Here is a 12344-nt window from a genome sequence, read left to right on the forward strand (position 1 = left end):
GGCGATTGACGGTGCGTAAGGCATGGCTCGTGGGGGGTGCCGTCCTCGGGGCGGGGCTCAGCTTCGTGATGCTGCTCGTCGTCGGCGTGTACGTCGTCGCCGGAAACCTGGCGGGCGGGGTCGGCGGGGCCACCAAGGCGCTGGCGAAGGGGTCGGTGCCGGCCGCGTACCAGGCCCTCGTGCAGAAGTGGGGCAACCTCTGCACGGCGATCAACCCGGCGCTGCTCGCCGCGCAGCTGTACCAGGAGAGCGGGTTCAACCCGAAGGCGCAGAGCCCGGCGGCCGCGCAGGGGATAGCGCAGTTCATCCCCGGGACCTGGGCCACGCACGGGATCGACGGCGACGGCGACGGCGACCGTGACGTATGGGACCCCAATGACGCGATTCCGTCGGCCGCGAAGTACGACTGCACCCTCGCCTCGTACGTGAAGGACGTCCCCGGCGACCCGACGAGGAACATGCTCGCGTCCTACAACGCGGGGGCCTACGCGGTGATCAAGTACGGGGGTGTGCCGCCGTACCGGGAGACCCAGAACTATGTGAAGACGATCACCACGCTGGAGGAGAGCTTCGCCGCGCCCGTGACCCGGGTGGACCCCTCGGAGCAGGCCGCCGGGGCCATCTACTACGCGCAGAAGAAGCTCGGCACGCCCTACCTCTGGGGCGGTGAAGGCACAGCTCAGGACGGTGGACGGTTCGACTGCTCGGGGCTGACGAAGGCCGCGTACGACAGTGTCGGCATCACGCTGCCGCGGGTCGCCAACGACCAGTGGAACGCGGGTCCGCATCCGGCCCGGGACGAGCTGCTCCCCGGCGATCTGGTGTTCTTCTCGGACGACCTCACCAACTCCCGGGCCATCCGCCATGTCGGAATTTATGTGGGCGGCGGATACATGATCGACGCCCCGAGAACGGGTGCTGTGATCCGCTTCGACCCGATCGACACCCCCGACTACTTCGGGGCCACCCGGGTCACCGAAGATGGCGCGAAAGCGCTCCCCACGACGGCCTGAACCGAGCGTGAACCCATCCCCTGAGCTGCGGCGATGTATCTCTCTTCGATAACGTCTGCGTGATCATTCAGTGGAGTGTGGAACGTATTAACGGGGACCGTGCGTTCCTGTTGTCGTAGCCGAGCGCGTATCGGATCTACAGCCACGGGGGTGGAAAAGCGGCGTGCGAATCGGTGCGCGCCGGGAGAGACGACGAAGGGGCCGCAGCGCCATGGCTGGACTCGCCGCATCCGGGTCGAACCCCGACGTCGACCTGCTCTATGACATCAACGGCCTGGCCAAGGACGCACCCGCGTGGTTCGACCGGGTCATGGAGTACGTCGGTGAGTACGGCATCCTGCTGGCCACCGTGCTGCTCGTGCTGGGGTGCTGGCTGTCCGTGCGCAGGCGGGGCGGCGAGGACGCGCCCGCGTCGGTGGCCGCGCTGGTCTGGGCGCCGCTCGCGGCCGGTGTCGCCGTGCTGGTCAACGTGCCGATCCGAGGGTTCGTGGAGCGGCCCCGGCCGTTCCTGCAACACGAGGGCCTGGAGGTCCTCGTCTCCGGCAAGACCGACTACTCCTTCGTGAGCGACCACGCCACCATCACCATGGCCATGGCGGTCGGACTGTTCGTGGCCAACCGGAAGTTCGGGTTCTTCGGTATCGCGCTCGCCCTCCTGGAGGGCTTCTGCCGCGTCTACATGGGCGTGCACTACCCCACCGACGTCATCGGCGGCTTCGCCCTCGGCACCGCCGTCGCCCTGCTCCTGTCCCCGCTGGCCATGGCCCTGCTCACCCCGCTGACCAAGGCGATCGGGCGCTCACCGCGCGCGGGGTGGCTGATCCGGGCCCGGGGGACGTCGTACGAGGGCCGGGACGCGGTCCTCCCCGGCACCCGGAAGGAAGCGGGCGCCGAGGAGCGGGACCTGGCGGCCTGAGGGCCCCTGAGCGGCTACAGGGCCTGCGGGAAGGTGAAGAAGCCGTTCGGGTCGTACTGCTTCTTCACGGCCGTGAGCCGGCTCGCCGCGTCGCCGTAGTACGCCTGGCGCCAGTTCGTCAGCGTCGGGTCGGTGTAGTTCTGGTAGGCCGCTCCGGACGCGTACGGCTTCATCGCGTGGTGCGCCTGGGTCAGCCAGGCCTGGGCGGTGGTGCCGCTCGTGCCGGCCTTCCACGCGGCGATGTACTGGGCCAGCATCCGGGAGCGCCGGTGGACGAACGCCGTGGCCGTCGGCGAGACGCGGTTGACCGCGCCGCCCAGCGCGGTCAGCGCGATGTCTCCGGCGCCGCCGCGGACCGACTCGATCTGCTTCAGCATCGCGCGGATGCCGGCCGTCGACAGGGAACGGTCGAAGAAGTCCGACTTCGCGGCGTACGTCTCCCGGCCGAGCGCGCCCTGCGGGGAGCGGCCCGGGGTCTTGCCGGGCAGATGGCACTGGGCGTCCGTGGTGAAGGAGGAGCAGCCGGCGTAGACCTCCATCGCGTCCTCGTAGGAACGGCGCTTGAGGGAGACGCTGGTGGCGTTCGCGCCCACCTTGTCGGCGAGGCGGTCCACGGCGTTCTGGAGCTCGCCGTAGGTGCCGAGGGAGAAGGCGGCGACGGAGACGGTCGTGTGGCCGCCGGGGGTGCCCGCCAGATGCAGGGACGACCAGATCTCGTCCGGCTGGGAGGGGCCCCACTCCTGCCACGCCTTCACCACCGCGGCGGCCTTCGCCCACGGCCAGGACAGGTAGGCGGTGACGGCCTGGGGGGCGGGGTGGGTCTTGAAGTGCAGTTCGGTCACCACGCCGAAGTTGCCGTTGCCCGCGCCCCGCAGGGCCCAGAAGAGGTCCTTGTTGGTCGTGGCGTTCGCGGTGAGCTGCCTGCCGTCCGCCGTGACCAGGGTCGCCTGGGTGAGGCTGTCGCAGGTCAGGCCGTAGGCGCGGGAGACCACTCCGTGGCCGCCGCCGAGCGTGAGGCCGGAGACGCCGACGGTCGGGCAGGAGCCGGCCGGGATGGTGACGCCCTTCGCGGCGAGGGCGCGGTAGACGTCGATGAGCTTGGAGCCGGCGCCGACGACCGCCGTACGGCCGCTGCTGCGGACCTTGTTGAGCTTGGAGACGTCGACGATCAGGCGGCCGTTGCCGGAGGACCAGCCGGCGTAGGAGTGGCCGCCGTTGCGGATCGCCACGTGGAGCCCGTGTGCGCGGGCGTAGGCCAGGGCGGTGCGGACGTCCTGCGCGTGCGCGATGTAGGCGACCGCGGCGGGCTTCAGGGAGTCGAAGCGGGTGTTGTAGAGCTGGTGGGCGGCCGGCCAGTCGGTGTCGCCCGGGCGGACGAGGCTGCCGTCGAGGTCACGGGCGAGGGCGGTCCAGTCGGCCGGGGCGACGGCGCCGGTTCTGGCGGACGTTCGCGCGGACTTGGCGGTGGTGGCCGTGCCGGCCGCGTCGGCCTGGTCGTCGCCGGTGCACGCGGCCGTGGTGGTCGCGGCGATCGTCGCGATGCCGCCGCCGATGAACGTACGCCGTTCCATGTCGCCTCCTGTGGGTTCGTGGAACGAGACGGGGTGGTGGGGGCGGGGGTTCCCTCACCGGCTGGGTGAGGGGGTACCCAGCGGGAACTCCTCAGGCTCCGAAGGGGGCGGTGTGGAGTTCCGCGTCCGTTCTCGCCTGGCTTCTGGCACGTCTGGCCGGGCCGCGCCAGCCGCAGACGCAGCGGGCTGTGCAGAAGCGGCCCTGTTCGACCGTGGTGGTGCGGTGTTCCGGCGGCGCGGGGGGTATGTCCTGCTGAGGCACACCGACAACGTTAGCCGCCTTCGGTAAAGGGCCCGTATCCGCGTGACGGGCTCCGCCCGGTCGTCGTTAGCCGAACGTCAGGGGGTCCGTGACGGAGGCAGGCGATGGCGCAGCGGCAGCAGAGGCGGACGGGCGGGGTCGGCATGGTGGCGGGGCTCGTGGCCGCCGTCTGTGCCGGCACCGCGGGGTGTTCCGGGAGCGGGGCCGCCGCCGAGGACGGGCGGGGCGGCGATGCCGTCGCCACGGTGCGGCAGGCCGCCGACCGGCTGGCGCGGACCGGGAGTTCCAAGGCCCGGACCTCCATGGAGATGGCCACCGGCGGGACCCGCGTCACCATCCGGGGCGAGGGGGTCTACGACTACCGGCGCCGGGTCGGGGAGTTGCGGGTGCTGCTGCCGCAGGACCCCGCGGGCACGAGCGAGCACCGCCCCATCACCGAACTGCTCTCCCCCGGGGCCCTGTTCATGAAGAACCGGGGCGCCGGGGTGCCCGACGACAAGTGGGTGCGGGTCGAGACCGCCGCGCTGTCGGACGGCAATCTGGTCACCGGCGGCGCCACCGACCCCTACGCCGCCGCCGAGTTGCTGCGCGGGGCGCTCTCCGCGACCTACGTCGGCCGGAGCGAGGTGGCGGGCACCGTCGTACGGCACTACCGGGGGACCGCGGATCTGAATGCCGCCGCGCGGGACGCCGCCGCCGAGAACAGGGCGGCGCTGGGGGCGGCGGCGAAAGGCTTCGCCACGGCTCGGGTGCCGTTCGACGTGTACCTCGACGAGGAGGGGCGGATCCGCAAGGTCCGCCACCGCTTCAGCTTCGTCAACGGACAGCGGGAGGGGACCGTCGCGGTCACCTCGACGACCTCGCTGCACGACTTCGGGGTCGCCGTCGACGTGACGCTGCCGGACCGCGACGACATCTACGCCGGGAAGATCGCCGCGGAGTGAGCCGGGGCGAGCGGGGGTGACGGGCGTCAAGGACTAGCCCGTCCGTGCCATGCGCGGTGCGTGGACCGCTCCCTACTCTAGGAAGCGGTGACGGCAGAGAAGAGGTGATGCACGTGGCTCCGGTCGGCGGTACGGCAGTTCAGGACTACGTGGCCCTCGCCGAGATCGAGCTGTGCGGCGACCTGATCATCGCGGCCTCGGCCGCCCACGAGGACCGGCTCAGCCTTGAGAGCATCGACGAGGTGCTGAAAGTGGCCCAGGAGCGCGAGGCCGTCTCCGGCGAGTGAGCCCGGGGGCGGCCCGCCGCACCTGCCACCGGGAGCTTCAGGTGCGCAGCAGGCGGCCGATCGCCTTCGTCGCCTCTTCCACCTTCGCGTCGATCTCCTCGCCGCCCTTGACGGCCGCGTCGGCCACGCAGTGGCGCAGGTGCTCCTCCAGCAGTTGGAGGGCGAAGGACTGCAGGGCCTTGGTGGAGGCGGAGACCTGCGTGAGTATGTCGATGCAGTAGACGTCCTCGTCGACCATGCGTTGCAGGCCGCGGATCTGGCCCTCGATGCGGCGCAGGCGCTTGAGGTGTTCGTCCTTCTGCTGGTGGTACCCGTGCGTGATGTTCTCAGAGGGCGCTGTCGCGCCGGCCTCGGTGGTCGTCATCGCGTCCTCCACATCTGCGGGCAGGTATATACCCCTACTGGGTATATCGTACCCAACTTTGACGGGTATAGGGCCTGCGGAAGGCCCCCGTGCTGACCACTGTGCCTGATGGGCGACACTGGGGGACGGCCCATTAGCCGTGGCCGGATGATGCACTTAGCATCACCCTGACCGAAACCGATGCACCCCGAGGACCCCTTGTGCGCTTCCGTCTGACCCCCAGGGAGACGAGCTTCTACGACATGTTCGCCGCATCCGCGGACAACATCGTCACAGGCTCGAAGCTCCTCATGGAACTGCTCGGGGCGGACACCGCCGGCCGGGCCGAGATCGCAGAGCGTATGCGGGCCGCGGAACACGCCGGTGACGACGCCACGCACGCGATCTTCCACCAGCTGAACTCCTCGTTCATCACGCCGTTCGACCGCGAGGACATCTACAACCTGGCGTCCTCCCTCGACGACATCATGGACTTCATGGAGGAGGCCGTCGACCTCGTCGTCCTCTACAACGTCGAGGAACTGCCCAAGGGCGTCGAGCAGCAGATCGAGGTCCTCGCCAGGGCCGCCGAGCTCACCGCCGAGGCCATGCCGAACCTGCGGACCATGGACAACCTCACCGAGTACTGGATCGAGGTCAACCGGCTGGAGAACCAGGCCGACCAGATCCACCGCAAGCTGCTCGCCATGCTCTTCAACGGCAAGTACGAGGCCATCGAGGTGCTGAAGCTCAAGCAGATCGTGGACGTCCTGGAAGAGGCGGCCGACGCGTTCGAGCACGTCGCCAACACCGTGGAGACCATCGCGGTCAAGGAGTCCTGAACCACGTGGACACCTTTGCTCTGATCGTGACCATCGGTGTCGCGCTCGGCTTCACCTACACCAACGGCTTCCACGACTCGGCCAACGCGATCGCGACCTCCGTCTCCACCCGGGCGCTGACCCCGCGGGCCGCGCTCGCGATGGCGGCCGTGATGAACCTCGCGGGCGCGTTCCTCGGCAGCGGCATCGCCAAGACCGTGAGCGAGGGCCTGATCGAGACCCCGCACGGCAACAGGGGGATGTGGATCCTCTTCGCCGCGCTGGTCGGCGCGATCGTCTGGAACCTGGTCACCTGGTACTTCGGCCTGCCCTCGTCGTCCTCGCACGCGCTGTTCGGCGGCATGGTGGGAGCGGCACTCGCGGGCGGGATCGACGTGATCTGGTCCGGGGTGCTCGAGAAGATCGTCATCCCGATGTTCCTGTCGCCGATCGTCGGTATCGTCACCGGTTATCTGGTGATGGTCGCGATCATGTGGATGTTCCGGAAGTCGAACCCGCACAAGGCCAAGCGCGGTTTCCGTATAGCGCAGACCGTCTCGGCGGCGGGCATGGCCCTCGGGCACGGCCTCCAGGACGCGCAGAAGACGATGGGCATCGTGGTGATGGCGCTCGTCATCGCCGATGTCGAACAGGCCGGCGACCCGATCCCGGCGTGGGTCAAGATCGCCTGCGCGGTGATGCTGTCGCTCGGCACCTACGCGGGCGGCTGGCGGATCATGCGGACCCTCGGGCGGAAGATCATCGAGCTGGACCCGCCGCAGGGCTTCGCCGCGGAGACCACGGGCGCGGGGATCATGTTCACCACCGCGTTCATGTTCCACGCGCCGATCTCGACGACCCATGTCATCACCTCGGCGATCATGGGCGTGGGCGCCACCAAGCGGGTCAACGCCGTGCGGTGGGGCGTCGCGAAGAACATCATCCTGGGCTGGTTCATCACCATGCCGGCGGCGGCGCTGGTCGCGGCGAGTGTGTTCGGTGTCGTGAACCTGGCGTTCCTGTGAGCACGGGCAAGCGGACGGCCTACGCCGACGGCGTCGTGTAACCGCCGACCGTACCGAAACGGGCCCGCCCCCCGATGAGCCAGGGGGCGGGCCCTTTTCCGTCCTCGCGGCGGCACCGCCATGCAGCACCGCGAGGGGTCTTCACGCCGCCGCGGTCTAGCCGAAGCGGCCCGAGATGTAGTCCTCCGTGGCCTGGACCGACGGGTTGGAGAAGATGCGCTCGGTGTCGTCGATCTCGACCAGCTTGCCGGGCTGGCCGACGGCGGCGAGGTTGAAGAACGCCGTGCGGTCCGAGACACGGGCCGCCTGCTGCATGTTGTGCGTCACGATGACGATCGTGAAGCGCTCCTTCAGCTCGCCGATCAGGTCCTCGATGGCGAGGGTGGAGATGGGGTCCAGGGCCGAGCAGGGCTCGTCCATCAGCAGGACCTTCGGCTCCACCGCGATCGCGCGGGCGATGCACAGACGCTGCTGCTGACCGCCGGAGAGGCCGGAGCCGGGCTTGTTCAGGCGGTCCTTGACCTCGTTCCAGAGGTTGGCGCCCTTGAGGGACTTCTCGACGACGTCGGCGAGCTCGGACTTCTTGTACGAGCCGTTCAGGCGCAGGCCCGCCGCCACGTTGTCGAAGATCGACATGGTGGGGAACGGGTTCGGGCGCTGGAAGACCATGCCGACCTCGCGGCGCACCGACACCGGGTCGATGCCGGTGCCGTACAGGTCCTCGTCGTCCAGGAGCACCTTGCCCTCGACGCGGCCGCCGGGGGTGACCTCGTGCATACGGTTCAGCGTGCGCAGGAACGTCGACTTGCCGCAGCCGGAGGGGCCGATGAAGGCCGTCACCGAGCGGGGCTCGACGGTCATCGAGATGTCGTCGATCGCCTTGTGGGCGCCGTAGTAGGCGGTGAGCCCGCTTACGTCGATTCGCTTCGCCATGATTACTTCACTTCCAAAAAGTCTGGGAGTCGCTGAGGGCCCCGCGCGGCGGTAGCCGCGTGTCGATGCTTCAGCGACCGGTCTTCGGGGCCTTCCAGCGGGCGATCCCGCGGGCCACCAGGTTGAGGAACATCACGAAGGCGATCAGCGTCAGCGACGCCGCCCAGGCCCGGTCGTAGGCCGCTCCGGAACCCGCGCTGTTCGCGTACTGCTGGTAGATGTACAGCGGCAGCGAGGCCTGCGCGCCCTCGAAGGGGTTGTTGTTGATGAACGGGTTGCCGAAGACGAGCAGCAGGACCGGGGCCGTCTCACCCGCGATACGGGCGACGGACAGCATGATGCCGGTCGTGATGCCGCCGAGCGAGGTCGGCAGGACCACCTTCAGGATCGTGCGCCACTTCGGGACGCCGAGGGCCAGGGAGGCCTCGCGCAGCTCGTTCGGGACGAGCTTGAGCATCTCCTCGGTGGAGCGGACGACCACCGGCATCATCAGGATGGCCAGGGCCAGCGAGCCGGCGAAGCCGAAGGGCTGCATCTCGAACTGGAGCATCAGGCTGAGGATGAACAGGCCCGCGACGATCGACGGGATGCCCGTCATGACGTCCACGAAGAACGTGATGGCCCGGGAGAGGTTCCCGCGCCCGTACTCCACCAGGTAGACCGCGGTGAGCACGCCGATCGGGGCCGCGATCAGGGTGGCGAGGCCGACCTGCTCCAGGCTGCCGAGGATGGCGTGGTAGATGCCGCCGCCGGGCTCGGTGTCGGCGACCACGCCCATCGAGTGGGTCAGGAAGTAGAGGTCGAGGACCTTCACACCGCGCGAGACGGTCACCCAGACCAGGGAGACCAGCGGGACGACGGCGAGCAGGAAGGCGACCCAGACCAGCGAGGTGGCGATCCGGTCCTTGGCCTGGCGGCGGCCCTCCACCCGGGCGGCGATGCCGTAGGTCCCGAAGAGGAACAGGAGCGCGGCGATCAGGCCCCACTGGGCCTCACTGTCGAGGCCGGCGGCCAGGCCGATGCCGACCGCGAGAGCGAGCGAGCCGGCCGCGATGGCGTACGGGGACCACTTGGGCAGCCGGGCGCCGCGCAGGGTGCTGACGGTTGCGGTGCTCATGCGTTGGCCCCCGAGTACTCCTTGCGGCGGGCGATGATCGCGCGGGCCGCGCCGTTGACCAGCAGGGTGATGACGAACAGGACCAGACCGGAGGCGATCAGCGCGTCCCGGCCGAACTCGGTCGCCTCACCGAACTTGCTGGCGATGTTCTGGGCGAAGGTGCCGCCGCCCGGGTCGAGCAGGCTGGCCTGGATGTCGAAGGTCGGGGAGAGCACGGTGGCCACGGCCATCGTCTCGCCGAGCGCGCGGCCGAGACCGAGCATCGAGGCCGAGATCACACCGGAGCGGCCGAAGGGGAGCACCGCCATGCGGATGACCTCCCAGCGGGTGGCGCCGAGCGCCAGGGCCGCCTCCTCGTTCATCCGGGGCGTCTGCCGGAAGACCTCACGGCTGACGTTGGTGATGATCGGCAGGATCATGATCGCGAGCAGGATGCCGACGGTCAGCATCGAGCGGGGCGCGCCGCCCTGCCAGGAGAAGACGCCGGTCCAGCCGAGGTAGTCGTCCAGCCAGGCGAACAGGCCGGTCATGTTCGGTACCAGCACCAGGGCGCCCCACAGGCCGTACACGATGGACGGTACGGCGGCGAGCAGGTCGATCACGTAGGCGATCGGGCCGCTCAGCCTGCGCGGGGCGTAGTGCGTGAGGAACAGCGCGATGGCGACCGCGATCGGGACGGCGATGACCATGGCGACGATCGAGGAGACGACCGTGCCGAAGGCGAGCACCGCGATGCCGAAGACCGGCGGGTTGAGGCTGGTGTTCCACTCGAAGGTGGTCAGGAAGTTGCCGTCGTCCTTGCTGATCGCGAGGGACGCACGGTAGGTCAGGAAGACCGCGATCGCGGCCATGACCACCAGCAGGAAGATGCCCGAGCCGCGGGACAGCGCGAGGAAGACGCGGTCGCCGGGTCGGGTGGCGCCGTGCGCCACCCGCTTCTGCTCGGTCGGGCTGGGCTGTGGGGTGGGAGGCGGGGCGTCGGTTGTCAGTGTGGTGTCCATCGGGTTCTCCGGTCTGCGGAGCCGTACGGGCGTACGGCTCCTGGCGGCGGTGCACCGGACGGTGCGGTCCGGTCCGGGGCACTTCAGGCCCTGGACCGGACCGCACACTCAGCTCAGCTCAGGCCCTCGATGGTGGTGCGGACCTTGGCGATGATGTCGTCGGGGATCGGGGCGTAGCCGGCGTCCGCCAGCTGGCCCTGGCCGTCCTCGGAGGCGATGTAGCGCAGGAACGCCTTCGTGGTGGGCAGGGTGTCGGCCTTGTTGCCCTTGTCGCAGACGATCTCGTACGTCACCAGGGTGATCGGGTAGGCGCCGTCGGCCTTGGTGGCGTAGTCCAGCTGCAGGGACAGGTCCTTGCCGGTGCCGACGACCTTGGCGGCCGCGATCGCCTTGGTGGCGTTGTCGACGGTGGCCTCGACCGGGGCGGAGGCGCCGGTGTCGATGGTGACCGGGACGATGCCGTCCTTGGCGTACGACAGCTCCATGTAGGAGATGGCGCCGGAGGTCTGCTTGACCTGCTGGGCGACACCGGAGGAGCCGGAGGCCGACTGGCCGCCCTTGGCCTGCCAGGCCTTGCCGCCGGAGTACTTCCAGTTCGCCGGGGAGGCGGCGATCAGGTACTTGGTGAAGTTGTCCGTGGTGCCGGACTCGTCCGAGCGGTGGAACGCCTGGATCTTCAGGTCGGGCAGCTTGGCGTCGGGGTTGAGCTTCTTGATCGCCGCGTCGTTCCAGTTGGTGATCTTGCTGTCGAAGATCTTGGCGAGGGTCTCGGCGTCCAGGACGAGCTTGTCGACGCCCGGGACGTTGAAGCCGACCGCGATCGGACCGCCGACCATCGGCAGGTCGATGCCCTGGCCGCCCTTGCAGACCGACTTGGAGGCGGTGACCTCTTCGGGCTTCAGCGCGGAGTCCGAACCGGCGAAGGCCACCTGCCCCTGGGTGAAGGCCGTGACGCCGGCGCCGGAACCGGAACCCTTGTAGTTGATCTGCACGCCCGAGCAGGCGGCCGTGAAGGACTTGACCCAGGCGTCGATCGCGTTCTTCTGCGCGGACGAGCCGTCGGCGAGCAGCTGACCCTTGGCGTCGTCGCACTTGATGGAGCTGTTGGCGGCGGTGGCGTTGCTCGCGCCGTCCGAGCCGCCGGTGTCGTCGGAGCCGCACGCCGTGAGGGCCAGGGCGCCGGAGACGGCGATCGCGCCGAGAGCGAGAGCTCGCCGGTTCTTGCGCTGAAGCGTCACTGAGGGAGTTCCTTCCGAGAGCCGCCGTCCTGAATTCGGCGGCGTGCGAAGACTGGGTGATGCGGACGCGTCCAGCAGGTGTTCTGCCGTGAAGCGGTCCGCACCGCGTAAGGCCGAAATTAGGCAGAACAGGTGAAGGCGCCGACTGGCGTACATGAACGGGGGGTGAACCCCTGCGGAAGGGGTGGTTAGGTCACGGAAGGCTCACGTCGAGGACACGGGGGCATTCCATTGGGTGGGGCGGGGTGGCCTGCGGGGTGGGGGGTGCGGGGCCGTTGCCGGGTGCGGGGCCGTCGTGGCTGGTCGCGCAGTTCCCCGCGCCCCTGGGGGCGTTGCGGTGAGGTCGGTGGGGAGTTGCTCGGGGGTGCGCCGGCGTTGTCGGGTGCGGGTTCGTCGTGGCTGGTCGCGCCGTTCCCCGCGCCCCTAGGTGAGATGCAGTGAGGTCAGTAGGGAGTCCACCAGCGTGCGGTCGCGGGGTTGGGTCAGGTGGGTGCGGGCGGCTGTGGGGGAGAGCCAGAGGATGCGGTCCACCTCTGTGTTCGGGGTGAAACCGCCCCTCACGGCCTGAGCGGCCCAGTAGTGGACCTGCTTGGGGCGGCCGTTGGCCAGATAGCGCACGGTGGGGAGCGGGGCGCCGGGGCGGACCTCGTAGCCCGTCTCCTCGGCGACCTCGCGCAGGGCGCCCGCGAGAGGGGCCTCGCCGCGCTTCAGCTTGCCCTTGGGGTGCGACCAGTCGTCGTATTTCGGCCGGTGGACCAGGCACACCTCCAGCCCGCCGTCGAGGGGCGAGCGACGCCACAGGACGCAGCCCGCGGCCTGGACGGTGCCGGGGTCGAAGGTGTCGGGGTCGAAAGAGGTCACCGAGGTTCACCG

General features: G+C 69.6%; 13 protein-coding genes. 6 read left to right on the plus strand and 7 right to left on the minus strand.

Annotated elements, in window-relative coordinates; genetic code table 11:
* The first annotated feature begins 5 nt into the window (after positions 1–5).
* Complete coding sequence (locus tag ACZ56U_RS37740) at positions 6–1013, plus strand: C40 family peptidase (protein ID WP_469088457.1); 1008 nt, start codon at positions 6–8, stop codon at positions 1011–1013.
* A gap of 211 nt (positions 1014–1224) precedes the next feature.
* The gene (locus tag ACZ56U_RS37745) at positions 1225–1929 is read left to right on the plus strand and encodes a phosphatase PAP2 family protein (RefSeq protein ID WP_469088458.1); all 705 of its coding nucleotides are present in this window, start codon (positions 1225–1227) and stop codon (positions 1927–1929) included.
* Positions 1930–1943: 14 nt separating this feature from the next.
* Here ACZ56U_RS37745 and ACZ56U_RS37750 read toward each other — a convergent pair whose 3' ends face one another.
* A complete protein-coding gene (locus ACZ56U_RS37750) occupies positions 1944–3500 on the minus strand; it encodes an FAD-binding oxidoreductase (protein ID WP_469088459.1) in 1557 nt (518 codons plus the stop codon).
* 366 nt (positions 3501–3866) lie between these two features.
* Between ACZ56U_RS37750 and ACZ56U_RS37755 the strand changes: the two genes are divergently transcribed.
* Together ACZ56U_RS37755 and ACZ56U_RS37760 are read left to right on the plus strand one after the other, a co-directional pair.
* Positions 3867–4706 carry an SCO4651 family lipoprotein gene (locus ACZ56U_RS37755; protein ID WP_469088460.1) on the plus strand — a complete coding sequence of 280 codons (840 nt, stop codon included), beginning with the start codon at positions 3867–3869 and terminating at the stop codon, positions 4704–4706.
* Between the two features lie 107 nt (positions 4707–4813).
* The gene (locus ACZ56U_RS37760; RefSeq protein ID WP_469088461.1) at positions 4814–4993 is read left to right on the plus strand and encodes a hypothetical protein; all 180 of its coding nucleotides are present in this window, start codon (positions 4814–4816) and stop codon (positions 4991–4993) included.
* A 37-nt stretch (positions 4994–5030) separates the two neighbouring features.
* Here the strand turns inward: ACZ56U_RS37760 and ACZ56U_RS37765 are convergent, their stop codons facing one another.
* Positions 5031–5357, minus strand: coding sequence for a metal-sensitive transcriptional regulator (locus ACZ56U_RS37765; protein ID WP_469088462.1), 327 nt, complete (start codon positions 5355–5357; stop codon positions 5031–5033).
* A 200-nt stretch (positions 5358–5557) separates the two neighbouring features.
* Here ACZ56U_RS37765 and ACZ56U_RS37770 point away from each other — a divergent pair, with 200 nt between their 5' ends.
* On the plus strand, positions 5558–6178 hold the full coding sequence (locus tag ACZ56U_RS37770; RefSeq protein ID WP_030043659.1) for a DUF47 domain-containing protein: 621 nt from the start codon (positions 5558–5560) through the stop codon (positions 6176–6178).
* A gap of 5 nt (positions 6179–6183) precedes the next feature.
* Positions 6184–7182, plus strand: a complete 999-nt coding sequence (locus ACZ56U_RS37775) for an inorganic phosphate transporter (RefSeq protein ID WP_469088463.1) — start codon at positions 6184–6186, stop codon at positions 7180–7182.
* A 156-nt stretch (positions 7183–7338) separates the two neighbouring features.
* Here the strand turns inward: ACZ56U_RS37775 and pstB are convergent, their stop codons facing one another.
* The 5 genes from pstB to ACZ56U_RS37800 all read right to left on the minus strand — a co-directional run bounded on the left by pstB (position 7339) and on the right by ACZ56U_RS37800 (position 12332).
* Positions 7339–8115 carry a phosphate ABC transporter ATP-binding protein PstB gene (gene pstB / locus ACZ56U_RS37780; RefSeq protein WP_391234021.1) on the minus strand — a complete coding sequence of 259 codons (777 nt, stop codon included), beginning with the start codon at positions 8113–8115 and terminating at the stop codon, positions 7339–7341.
* Between the two features lie 70 nt (positions 8116–8185).
* Positions 8186–9232, minus strand: coding sequence for a phosphate ABC transporter permease PstA (pstA, locus tag ACZ56U_RS37785; protein WP_469088464.1), 1047 nt, complete (start codon positions 9230–9232; stop codon positions 8186–8188).
* Positions 9229–10233, minus strand: coding sequence for a phosphate ABC transporter permease subunit PstC (gene pstC / locus ACZ56U_RS37790; protein ID WP_469088465.1), 1005 nt, complete (start codon positions 10231–10233; stop codon positions 9229–9231). Before pstC ends, pstA begins: the two co-directional genes overlap by 4 nt.
* 113 nt (positions 10234–10346) lie before the next feature.
* Positions 10347–11471, minus strand: a complete 1125-nt coding sequence (gene pstS, locus ACZ56U_RS37795) for a phosphate ABC transporter substrate-binding protein PstS (protein ID WP_469088466.1) — start codon at positions 11469–11471, stop codon at positions 10347–10349.
* A 423-nt stretch (positions 11472–11894) separates the two neighbouring features.
* A complete protein-coding gene (locus ACZ56U_RS37800; RefSeq protein ID WP_469088467.1) occupies positions 11895–12332 on the minus strand; it encodes an NUDIX hydrolase in 438 nt (145 codons plus the stop codon).
* Positions 12333–12344: the final 12 nt, after the last annotated feature.

Source organism: Streptomyces sp. NPDC034103 (assembly GCF_055575395.1).

What these genes read in the sequence shown, in the direction of transcription:
- ACZ56U_RS37750 (WP_469088459.1), bottom strand. Translation starts at nt 3,500, where the DNA reads ATGGAACGGCGTACGTTCATCGGCGGCGGCATCGCGACGATCGCCGCG.
- ACZ56U_RS37760 (WP_469088461.1), top strand. Translation starts at nt 4,814, where the DNA reads ATGCACGTGGCTCCGGTCGGCGGTACGGCAGTTCAGGACTACGTGGCC.
- ACZ56U_RS37765 (WP_469088462.1), bottom strand. Translation starts at nt 5,357, where the DNA reads ATGACGACCACCGAGGCCGGCGCGACAGCGCCCTCTGAGAACATCACG.
- ACZ56U_RS37755 (WP_469088460.1), top strand. Translation starts at nt 3,867, where the DNA reads ATGGCGCAGCGGCAGCAGAGGCGGACGGGCGGGGTCGGCATGGTGGCG.
- ACZ56U_RS37745 (WP_469088458.1), top strand. Translation starts at nt 1,225, where the DNA reads ATGGCTGGACTCGCCGCATCCGGGTCGAACCCCGACGTCGACCTGCTC.
- pstA (WP_469088464.1), bottom strand. Translation starts at nt 9,232, where the DNA reads ATGAGCACCGCAACCGTCAGCACCCTGCGCGGCGCCCGGCTGCCCAAG.
- pstC (WP_469088465.1), bottom strand. Translation starts at nt 10,233, where the DNA reads ATGGACACCACACTGACAACCGACGCCCCGCCTCCCACCCCACAGCCC.
- pstB (WP_391234021.1), bottom strand. Translation starts at nt 8,115, where the DNA reads ATGGCGAAGCGAATCGACGTAAGCGGGCTCACCGCCTACTACGGCGCC.